A 10932-nucleotide genomic window follows, 5' to 3' on the forward strand; every position below is an offset into this window, starting at 1 on the left:
TACCAAGACACCTGAAAAAAATATACAAGACAGAACAAGGAATAACAACCTATTTAGATCTTCAAAGAATAAAATGGGAGCAAGAAAGAGGAAAAATTATCTCAACCATGAAGTTTTTGACATAGCCCTTTTTATTACTTTTTATTACTTTTTATTACTTTATTTATTCTTTTAAATGTTTAGTTAAATGACCAAGTTCATCTATAACTAAAGATAGTCCTAATTTAACTGCATTTGGAGATCCAGGTAGTGCAAGTATAACTGTTTTTTTATAGACTCCTGCGGTTGCACGTGAAAGTATTGAAATAGCACCTAATTCTTCATAGGTTTTGAGCCTAAATAATTCACCAAAACCCACTATTTTCTTTTCAAAAATATTCTCAAGAGTTTCAATGGTTATATCTCTACTTCCAATTCCTGTTCCTCCAGTAGTAAATATTATATCAATATTTTTAGCTATCATATCATTAATAGTATTCACTAATAAAATTTTGTTATCTGGAATTATTTTATAGCTATTTACTGTATTTTTTTCATTTAATTTTTCAACTAAATATTGACCAGAAATGTCATTATTCTCTCCATTTTCATATTCTTTGGATTTGGTGTCACTTAAAGTAATGACTCCGCATAGAATGTTTTTTGGGGCATGTTTTTTGTGATTTTGGCTTGTTTTACTGCTCATAATATTGTCCCTATCTTAATTTTTATCATTTATTTTTTATTTATTAATTAGGTTTATTATCTTTTTGTTTAATATTGGATTTACTATTTTAATCTTGAATTTTTTATTTTAAAAATTTATTCTTTAAATCTTAGTCTTAATTTTGAAATATTTTTAAAATTAATTTATTAATTTGTAATATTATTAGTTATAAGTTATAAACTCCTTAATTTGATAAATTAAACTTGATTGTTGATATTTATCGTTTAGATGTTATATTATCTAACTAAATAATATTATTCATTATACTATTAAGTTAAACTATATAATTTAATTTTTTATTTTTAATTTTCGTATAATTACAAAAAATAGTATTACTAGAAAAATAGTTAGTATGTTGGATCAAATTCTTTCTAAAATGAGCATATATTTAAAATAAAAATAGTCTGTAGTGTTAATGTAAAATTTAGGATAATAGGAGGGTATGGATTTAAAATGGGATTAGAGGCGGATTCAATACCAATTTAAATGAATATAATAAGAGTTATGATTATACCATACCCTTCTGTTATTCTTTATATATTTCTTTATTTATAAAGTTTATGTTATTTATTAAAAATACTTAATTTCAAATATTTGCTCTATTGAATTGCTTTAATTCGTTTTTAAGCTATTTTAACTATAATTTTCTTTCAATCATGTTCTTTATAATAGCTATTAATTAATAAATTTAATGAATGTATGTGTTTATTAGAAATTTATTGATTTTATTGGATTTGCCATTTTTTATAATGATTAATTGTATTATTTATAACTATTTTTCAACATATATATTAATCTGTTCATTATATATATGACCTGTTCGATCAAATATTATCAAATAAATTTCACAATATTTTTTATTAATAGATAGCTATTATAACTTATAATACTAATTTTATTTATATACTTTTTCATATTTGAGTTTAAATTGTTTCATTCATTTCATTAAATAAATTTATTAATATTAAAATTAAATTTAAATATCATGGATAAAAATGAGAAAACAGCTTATATTTTAGATGCATCTGCTTTTATTGGAGGATTTGAACCTAAAAGTTCATTAAATTTTACTATTCCCGAAATCACCGATGAAGTCAAAGATATGAAGTCTAAATTAATATTAGAAGAAGCAATAAATGAAAATAAATTAACTATTAAAGAACCATCGCAAATATCAAATGAAAAAATTGATAATGTAATATCTAACTCTGGAGATAACTTAAGATTATCTGGTGCTGATAAAAAACTTTTATCCTTAGCATTAGATCTTTCAAATGAAATGATTGTTAAAATAATAACTGATGATTATTCCATACAAAATGTAGCCAAAATATTAAACATTATTTATGAAAGTATTTTAACTGAAGGGATTAAAGGAGTATATAATTGGGCTAAAACATGTAATGGCTGTAGAAAAGAGTATGAAGATAGCTATCCTCATGATGATTGTGAAATATGTGGATCTAAAATATTTAAGAAAAGAATAAAAAGATAAGGCATAATAAAAGAGAAGTATTTGGATCGATTATTTTCTAATTAAAGGTGTATACATTGAAAAATAATATTAAAGACAATATTAAAATAGGTATCGTAGTTCATGGACCTACTATAATCGATTCAGGATATGCAATGAAGATCATAGATATACTTTCAAGCTTTGGTGAAGTTGAAGCAATACTTGGAGGAAATATAGGTAAAACTGCAGTTATCGATGCATCTTTAGAAAATATAATTGATATATCCACTCGCAGACTTCCAAGTGAATCTGTAAAAATATTTAAAGAGAAAAGTAAAGATTATATCTTTCTAATAAACTATGGTAATTCTCAAATAACAGGTCAAACATTTGGTTTTAAAGTATTCAAAAATTCTTTTATTAATAATGGTTGGAAATATCCTAAATTTATTCAAATTGAGAGACCTGGCGAAGATAATGGAAGTTTAATAAGTTGGAATATCTTTGATTTTGAATATAATGATAATTCTTTAGATATTTCAACTAAAAATATTATTAATAAAATAATTAATGAAATAGCTATTTTATTTAGTTTAGATATTGTAGATCCTCATGATATTCTTAATAAATATTTTGATAATAATGATTTAGCTTTATTTGAAGATTATATTGAATTTATTAAATCGAACAATGAGAATAATGAATATAATTATATTAATATTCAAAATGATCTTGATTTTGAAGATAAGATAGTTAGAGATATTCGAGGTGTTAATCCTAATGAAAATATATTTGTTAATGGACTTGTCATTGGAAAATCTACATCATGCAAACTTAAATTAATAGCTACTAATGGATACATCACTGAAATTGTTGGTGGAGTTCTTAATACAAATGCTTCTCAAAAATTAGGTAAAGTTGATTTAAATAAGGTCATTGTTAAAACAGGACTCCTTAGAAAATTAAAGGTAACACCCCGCATTTTAGAAGATTCTGATATTATGTCTAATAATAATAATAATAATAATTGTTTTAAAGTAGCTTTCGTTGATAATGGATTTTATGATATTTACAATTTAAACTCTGTGGATTTGGCAATAGCTATTGGTGATGACACGACTTTAATAGCTTCAGATATTCTTTATAGGTTTAATATACCAATTATTGGGATAATTAATGGAAATATTGATAACGTGGTTTTAGAAGGATTTCAAACTAAAGGATCGATTATTATAGAACTTGGAGATGATTTAGACAATATTATTGGAACTTTGATATTTAAAGAATTATTCAGTTCTAAAAATATTATTAAATATGAGAAAAATAGCTATTCTAATAATTTTTCTTCTAAACATTTATTTATTGAAGATTTTTCAAAGAAAATTTTAAAAATAGTAAAAAACATAACATCAAACTATAAACTTAATTATTATTAATCATTCTTATCATGAGGTGTGTTTTTGAATTTAGATAGTTTAATCGATTCAATTCAAAATTTTGAAGGTGTAACAAGGAAAAAATCAATTGAAAATGTTACAAATCTTCTAAAAGATGTTTATAATGTTTCTGGTGAAACTTTACTGGCTTTTGGTGATGATGCATCAGCTATTGATATTGGGGACAATACTGTTGTTTTAGTTGCTGCAGATGGTATTTGGGGAAAGTTAATGGATGCTGATCCTTATTGGGCAGGATATTGTTCAGTACTTGTTAATGTTAATGATATTGCAGCTATGGGTGGAAAACCAATAGCTATGGTTAATATTTTATCCATTGACAATGAAAAAATAGCTAATGAAGTTCTAAAAGGTATTGTTGAGGGGTGTAAGAAATTTAATGTTCCAATGGTTGGAGGGCATCTTCATCCAGATTCAAATTACAACTCATTAGATGTTTCAATTGTTGGAATAGCTAAAAAGGATCATTTAATAACAAGTTTCGGTGCAACTGTTGGAAATAAGGTTCTTGTAGCTATTGATTTAGATGGAAAGCAACATGATAAGTTTGCCCTGAATTGGGACACAACATTCCATAAATCTCCTAAACTGGTTCAAGATCAAATCAAAGTAATGAAAACAATAGCTGAAAAGGACCTAATCACAGCAGGCAAGGATATTAGTAATCCTGGAATTCTTGGAACCTTAGAAATGCTTCTGGAATCTTCTTCATGTGGTGCAATTGTAGAACTTGAAAAAATACCTCGAAATAGTGATGTTTCATGGGAAGAATGGTTAAAAATTTATCCTGGAGCAGGATTTGTTTTAACAGCCAAAGAAGAAAATGTGGATTCTGTTATATCTTTACTTAAAAAATATTCTATTGAAACAGCAGTAGTTGGCGAAATAATAGAGGATAAAAAGCTATTTTTAACATATGATAATCAGAAAAAACTATTATTTGATCAGGAAAAGAATCCTGTAATTGGATTATCTGATTAATTGGGCTATATTTTAGTTACCTTATGATTAAATGAATTAAATCTTTATAATTTTATAATTTTAATCATTATTTTTAGATTATCATATTTTTAGATTATTTTTTTACATTGTATTATTTGAATACTTTGCATTATTTGGAATAAATATTAAAGTTTTTAACAAATAAACAACATATATGTTATTATAGATTAAATTGTAAGTATTATAAAACATGAATATATTCAAATTATTTAACTATATTTCAGTTATTTTAACTTTATTCAAGTTATTTTAACTATGTTTTCTTTATATTTATTTATGGGTAATTGTAGGTATGTTGGAGGATTTTATGCTAGTTAAAGTCAATGGGGAGGATATTAAACTTCCAGAAGGTTCTACTATTGAAGATGCGATTAATATAACGAAAGCGCCTTACTGTACTGGAAGTATATTGTCAATTATTAAAGGAAAAAAGGATTTTGAAAAAAATATCAATAAATTTAAAATTAAAACTCCTAAGGGAAGTATTATTATTGAAATGCTTTCAGATGAAATAGCTAATCCTTTAATTGATATATGGAAAAATAGCTATCTTGAATTTGCAAAAACTACAATTCGATGGACAACATCTAATGAAATAGCTATTGGTCCAATTTATACTGATTTAGAACCCTCAATGGAAGAATTTAAGTATCATCAAGGGGATGTCTTTCTAAGTTTATCTGGATTTAGTAAGGAATCTACCCATGTTTTAATAGCTAAAGAAGATCATAATGGTGTTTATGGTGCTCCAAATATAAATAAAGGAGTTTTTGCTCGAATTGTTGGAGGTAGGCGAACTTTAAATCTTTTAACAGATGATGATAATATTTTAGCTATTGAACCCGTAGTTGAAAGACAAAGTGTTGTAGAAACTGCAGCAATCTCTGATTTGAACACAATTTTAGAAAATGGGAATCAATTATTTACTTATGTGTTAATTGAGCCTAATAAGAAATCTCCACAATCAGTGGAACACATGTTTTCATTAATGGAAGATGATAAACTACGGATTGATTATGATTCTAACTCATTTATTGGGTTTTATAATATGCAAGGTTTATCTAAACCTGCTGAAGAAGCAATTCCTAGAAAAAGAGGAACTGTAACTCTTAGAAATGATGGTGTAGGTGTTGGAAAAGTTTATATTTATCGTGAAGATAGAGTTCAGTCTCCAGCACACACGGTTATCGGATTTATTAAAAAAGGAATGGAACTTGTAGATATTGCAAAATCTGGAGAATTTATAACTGTTAAATCAGACCCTGAAAGAATAATGACAATCAACATGACTCAAAAAGAAGCTAACGATTTTTTATCTCTTCGTGGAGTTAAACAAGAAAGAACTGGCTTAGATAACGATGATGCAATTGTAGTATTCCAAGAACCACTGACTACTATTGATATTTTAGAAAATAATGCAGTTAAAACTAAAGGAATTAATATAGATGATCTTGTTATCGTTGAAATGTTAAATGAGGCTCCACGATCTACATGGTATTTTAAAAAGGTCACTGACTTAGTTGAAAAACCTATAGGTCACTTAAAAGTTCATTTTGCAGTTCCAGGAATGAAGTTATTAATATTTGAAGGGGATAATAAAGAATCAAAAGGACTTATTCCTGAAAACACTCCAGAAAGGGTTATATCTGCTGGAACTATTGGTATAACTAACATGTCTAGAAAAAACGTTGGATTAATTGGTGTTAGGTTTGAAGACAATTCAGAATTTGGACCTACTGCTGAACCTCTAAATGCTACCAATATAATTGGAAAAATAGATACTGACTTGAAACTTCTTGAAAAAATTAAAGAAGGAGACCTTATTTATCTTAGAGAAGCATAATAATTCCATAAATTAATTAGATTTAATTAGATTGATATATTAAGTATTAATATTTTAAAATAATATTATTCAGGTGAACTCAATGGGTGAAAATGTATGTCCTACTCCAGATCTTAATGTTCAGGATCAAGATCCTGATAACATAACAAGAATGATTATATTGGGACCTAAAGCAGAAGTAAGTGAAAGTGAAGTGACTAATCATCTTCATCTTTTAAACTTACCACTAACTATAAAGCAAACTTGTTATGGTGCAATGGTAAGCGGAGATGAAAAAGATGTTCTAACAGCTATTGAAAGCCTTAGAAAATTAGATCCTTATAATATTTTCACAAGAGATCGTGGATTTCCACCAGGAGATCCTAGAAGGTGTAGAGGTCACAGAAAAGGTCCACGAGAAGGATTTCACCAAATGGAAAAAGAATTCCAATTATTGGGTCATGTTTCCGATGCTTTAAAAAATCCTAGGAAAGTTTCTCTTGAAGAAAAGAAGCCAGTTTCTGTAGATGAACTTGAAAAAGCTTTTAAAAAATCATGTTCTAAAGAATAGCTATTAGAATAGCTATTAATTCATTAAGAATGATTATAAAGTAGCTATTAATTCATTAAGATAATTATAAAATAACTATTAATTCATTAAGAATGATTATAAAGTAGCTATTAATTCATTAAGAATAATTATAAAATAACTATTAATTCATTAAGAATAATTATAAAATAACTGATTTCAATAAATGTTATATAATGTAAATTAAGTAACATAAAACAAAACATAATTATATTTAATTAAAGGTGTTAGAATGGTAAAAGTAGCATTATTTCCTCCAAATTCACTTATACTGGCTGATTTAATAGAAAGAAAAGGTCATGAGCCTTTAGCATTGCAAAAAGCTGTTAGAAAAAAAGTAGTTGACCCTGAAATAGATTCTCCACCTATGAACATAACTGAGGACGATCCTATTCAAGGGCTTAAATATGCAGCTATTGAAGTTCCATCTGGAGTTAGAGGTCGTATGTCTGTTATAGGACCACTAATTGAAGAAGCTGAAGCAGCAATAATCGTTGATGATGCTCCCTTTGGTTTTGGTTGTATCGGCTGTGCAAGAACCAATGAATTATCTACATTTACACTTAGAAAAAGAAGAGTTCCAACTATTGAATTAAAATATCCAAAATCAAGAGATGAAACAATGGATATGGTGAATAAAATCAATACATTCTTAGATTCATTACCTAAATCAAATTCTACTAATGAGGATATTATTAATACTAATAATAATACTAATAATATTAATAATAATATTAATAATATTAATAATAATGCTGATAATAATCCTTCTAATGAGAGTACTAATGATAATTTACCAGAATACAATGCTCTTGAAGATTCTGATTCTAACTTACATGAGTTTAATAAGGAATCTGATAAGATAACAGGTACTTCAAATCCTAAAACAGAAAATGGAGAATGAAAGGAGGAATAGTGGATGGTTAAAATAGCTTTAATTTCCTGTGGTACAGAATATAGTGGGATTCAAAAAGAGATTGAAAAAGCAGCAAACACCTTTGGGTCTGAAATTGTTATTCCTGAAATTAGTTTAGAGTACATTGATGAAGCTTATGAAAAATTCGGATTTTATGCTCAAAGTTCAAGCTTAAAATTAATGATTGCAAGAGCAATGTCTATTATTGAGGGGAAAAGCCAAGCAGATGCAATCTTTGTAGCTACTTGCTTTAGATGTGCAGAAGGAGCATTAATTAGAAATGAAGTCAGACGATTTCTTCAAGAAAACTCACGAATACCAGTTGTAACTTATTCATTCACAGAAAGAACAAAAGCAGATGAGCTATTTATTAGAATGGAAGCTTTAACAACAACTGTGGCTAGAAAAAGTATATTGGCTCGTGAAAAGCAAGAAGGACTTACTCTTGGAATTGATTCTGGTTCAACAACAACAAAAGTTGTTTTAATGGAAAATAACAAGGTTATAGGAACTGGTTGGACAGCAACTAAAGATATCATGGGCTCTGTTGATATTGGTGCAAAAGAAGCTTTTGAGGGAACTGGCTACACAATGGATGACATTGATGGTATTGGAACAACTGGGTATGGTCGTTTAACAATAGGAAAGAAATTAAATGCAGAACTTGTTCAAGAAGAACTTTCAGTAAATGCAAAAGGAGCAGTTTACTTAGCAGGTCATCAAAAAGGAGAAGCAACAGTACTGGATATTGGTGGAATGGACAACAAGGTCATAACAGTTAATGATGGAATTCCTGATAACTTTACAATGGGGGGGATTTGTGCAGGAGCATCTGGAAGATTTTTAGATATGACTTCAAGAAGATTAGATGTTGATATAAGTGACCTTGGAGCTTTAGCTATGAAAGGGGACTATAAAAAAGCAACACTTAATAGTTACTGTATTGTATTTGGTATTCAAGATTTAGTTACAACATTAGCTGCAGGAGGCTCAAAAGAAGATGCAGCTGCAGCTGCGTGTCATTCAGTAGCAGAACAAGTATATGAACAACAACTTCAAGAAATTGACATAAGGGAACCACTAATTCAAGTAGGTGGAACTTCTTTAATCTCAGGTCTTGTAAAAGCAGTTAGTGAAACATTAGGTGACATAAATGTTATAGTTCCAGAATACTCTCAATACATTGGGGCAGTAGGAGCAGCACTTTTAGTTTCAGGAATGGGTAAACGTCAGGAAAATAAATAATAAATAATCTTATTTATCATGGAATGGGTTAATTATGTTAGTAGAAAGTAATGATAAGGAAGGTGCGGAAGTTTATGAAATGATTATTAAACAAATTTTTCAAGATCTCCAATTATCTCCCTCTATTAAAGATATGAGAGTTTTTGTAAATCCTGATGATGTCGTATTTATAATAGCTATTAAAATGGATAAAACTTCTGAAGTTATAAGATTAGATGAAGTTTCAGCTGTAGAATTTGATAAAGAAACTAACAAAACAATAATAACTATAAAAAACGAAAAATATCTTCCAAACATTCTAAACAAGCTGTGGATTGAATATGGTAGAGAAAATATTTATCAACCAAATAGACTCTTACTTGAGATAGATGGAAAAATAGATAATTTAAATGAACAAATAATTTTCTCTCCAAAAGATAATCTTAAAAAAAGAGTTTATGATTCAATATTTAGAATAATTCCTGAAGGATTCAGAGTAATTCGTGATTTATCTACAGATGATACAATAGCTATTGTATGTACTGACGAATTGATAAAAGAGGATTGGATAACAAAGGCTCAAAGTTTTGTGGATGAATTAGCAGAATCTTAAATATTTATCTAAGATTGGATATAATATTAAATTTATTATAGTATTTTACCTAAATTTCAAAAATTACTTTAATAATTCCTTAATAAATTATTAAAAATAATTAAAAATAATATTTAATGGATAAAATAAACCTGGTGAAATTAGAGATGATCAAAAAAGGAATTTTTCTAATATTAATAGCTATTTGTCTAATACTAATAGGTATGAACACGATAAATGCTGCAACTTACACAATAGATAATTCTACTAAGGTCATTACAATATCTAAAATGATTGAGGGAAAAATACCACTTATCAATAATAAAACTATTGCAAATGGAGATACTGTTAAATTTAAAGCAGGAAAATATTATAATATAAGATTAAACGTAAAGAAACAAATAACCCTAACAACAACTAAAAATTCAAAGAATAAAGTAATATTCATTGGAAACTATACTAAGGATACACAACTTCACCATTTCATTTCGAGTGAGGGTAGTGATGAATCATTTGAAATCATGGACAATAAAACTCCATTTATTGATAATTCCAATTGTATTGCAATTGATATTAATTCAAATAAAGTAAAAATTATTGGAATAACTTTAAACAATTATTATATTGGCATCAGTGGAAAAACAGATAATAGTTATATATCTAAAAATTATCTTTTTAAGAATATTATTGGAATTTCTGTAAATGGAAATAAAAATATATTCAAATTTAATAATTTAATGAGAAGTAGTTTAAGTGTCAATGGAAATAAGAATAATATTTCACATAATCATGTAAAACATGATTTCATTGGAGCATCAGGGAAAAATAACTTAATTTCTTATAATAATGTTTCTTATTATTATTTGGGAATACATATTAATGGTACTAAAAATACTGTTAGGCGGAATATTGCTAAACACAATACTTTTGGGCTTGTTATAAATGGAAATAAGAATTTAGTACGCTTTAATAAATTATATAATAATAGTTGTGGAATTGATATTTCAGGAAATAAAAATAATGTAAAATTTAATAAATTAAAGGAGATTATCCATAATTAAAATAAAGGTTTATGATTGTTGGATATGGTTTTAGATGTTTTTTAGTTTTTGTTTTAGTTTTTTAGTCTATTTTTTGTGTTTTAGTTTTAAACTTTTTTAATGTGTTT

At 27.0% G+C, this 10932-nt stretch carries 9 protein-coding genes and 1 pseudogene; 9 read left to right on the plus strand and 1 reads right to left on the minus strand.

The window, feature by feature from the left end:
* Positions 1 to 163: 163 nt before the first annotated feature.
* On the minus strand, positions 164 to 685 hold the full coding sequence (locus MBFIL_RS09700) for a MogA/MoaB family molybdenum cofactor biosynthesis protein (RefSeq protein WP_066973979.1): 522 nt from the start codon (positions 683 to 685) through the stop codon (positions 164 to 166).
* A 1006-nt stretch (positions 686 to 1691) separates the two neighbouring features.
* Here MBFIL_RS09700 and MBFIL_RS09705 point away from each other — a divergent pair.
* From MBFIL_RS09705 to MBFIL_RS09745, 9 genes and pseudogenes are all read left to right on the plus strand, one after another.
* On the plus strand, positions 1692 to 2201 hold the full coding sequence (locus tag MBFIL_RS09705; RefSeq protein ID WP_066973980.1) for a PIN domain-containing protein: 510 nt from the start codon (positions 1692 to 1694) through the stop codon (positions 2199 to 2201).
* A 56-nt stretch (positions 2202 to 2257) separates the two neighbouring features.
* Positions 2258 to 3598 (plus strand): DUF2117 domain-containing protein, encoded by a 1341-nt coding sequence (locus MBFIL_RS09710; RefSeq protein WP_245637490.1) that lies wholly within the window; start codon positions 2258 to 2260, stop codon positions 3596 to 3598.
* 24 nt (positions 3599 to 3622) lie between these two features.
* On the plus strand, positions 3623 to 4600 hold the full coding sequence (locus MBFIL_RS09715) for a methanogenesis marker 2 protein (RefSeq protein ID WP_066973983.1): 978 nt from the start codon (positions 3623 to 3625) through the stop codon (positions 4598 to 4600).
* Between the two features lie 328 nt (positions 4601 to 4928).
* Positions 4929 to 6464: a methyl-coenzyme M reductase-associated protein Mmp3 gene (mmp3, locus tag MBFIL_RS09720; RefSeq protein ID WP_066973985.1), complete on the plus strand. Its 1536-nt coding sequence runs from the start codon at positions 4929 to 4931 to the stop codon at positions 6462 to 6464.
* Between the two features lie 82 nt (positions 6465 to 6546).
* Positions 6547 to 7014, plus strand: coding sequence for a methanogenesis marker 6 protein (locus MBFIL_RS09725; RefSeq protein WP_066973986.1), 468 nt, complete (start codon positions 6547 to 6549; stop codon positions 7012 to 7014).
* A 250-nt stretch (positions 7015 to 7264) separates the two neighbouring features.
* Positions 7265 to 7696, plus strand: a pseudogene (locus MBFIL_RS10360) (methanogenesis marker 5 protein); the annotation flags it as partial.
* Positions 7697 to 7951: 255 nt separating this feature from the next.
* Positions 7952 to 9193, plus strand: coding sequence for a methanogenesis marker 15 protein (locus tag MBFIL_RS09735; protein WP_066973988.1), 1242 nt, complete (start codon positions 7952 to 7954; stop codon positions 9191 to 9193).
* A gap of 34 nt (positions 9194 to 9227) precedes the next feature.
* Complete coding sequence (locus tag MBFIL_RS09740; RefSeq protein WP_066973990.1) at positions 9228 to 9785, plus strand: methanogenesis marker 17 protein; 558 nt, start codon at positions 9228 to 9230, stop codon at positions 9783 to 9785.
* Positions 9786 to 9931: 146 nt separating this feature from the next.
* A complete protein-coding gene (locus MBFIL_RS09745; RefSeq protein WP_066973992.1) occupies positions 9932 to 10825 on the plus strand; it encodes a right-handed parallel beta-helix repeat-containing protein in 894 nt (297 codons plus the stop codon).
* Positions 10826 to 10932 lie beyond the last annotated feature (107 nt).

This window comes from Methanobrevibacter filiformis (genome assembly GCF_001639265.1).
GTDB lineage: Archaea > Methanobacteriota > Methanobacteria > Methanobacteriales > Methanobacteriaceae > Methanacia > Methanacia filiformis.

Coding starts and splice junctions, on each gene's coding strand:
- MBFIL_RS09740 (WP_066973990.1), top strand. CDS start 9,228: ATGTTAGTAGAAAGTAATGATAAGGAAGGTGCGGAAGTTTATGAAATG.
- MBFIL_RS09705 (WP_066973980.1), top strand. CDS start 1,692: ATGGATAAAAATGAGAAAACAGCTTATATTTTAGATGCATCTGCTTTT.
- MBFIL_RS09735 (WP_066973988.1), top strand. CDS start 7,952: ATGGTTAAAATAGCTTTAATTTCCTGTGGTACAGAATATAGTGGGATT.
- mmp3 (WP_066973985.1), top strand. CDS start 4,929: ATGCTAGTTAAAGTCAATGGGGAGGATATTAAACTTCCAGAAGGTTCT.
- MBFIL_RS09725 (WP_066973986.1), top strand. CDS start 6,547: ATGGGTGAAAATGTATGTCCTACTCCAGATCTTAATGTTCAGGATCAA.
- MBFIL_RS09700 (WP_066973979.1), bottom strand. CDS start 685: ATGAGCAGTAAAACAAGCCAAAATCACAAAAAACATGCCCCAAAAAAC.
- MBFIL_RS09745 (WP_066973992.1), top strand. CDS start 9,932: ATGATCAAAAAAGGAATTTTTCTAATATTAATAGCTATTTGTCTAATA.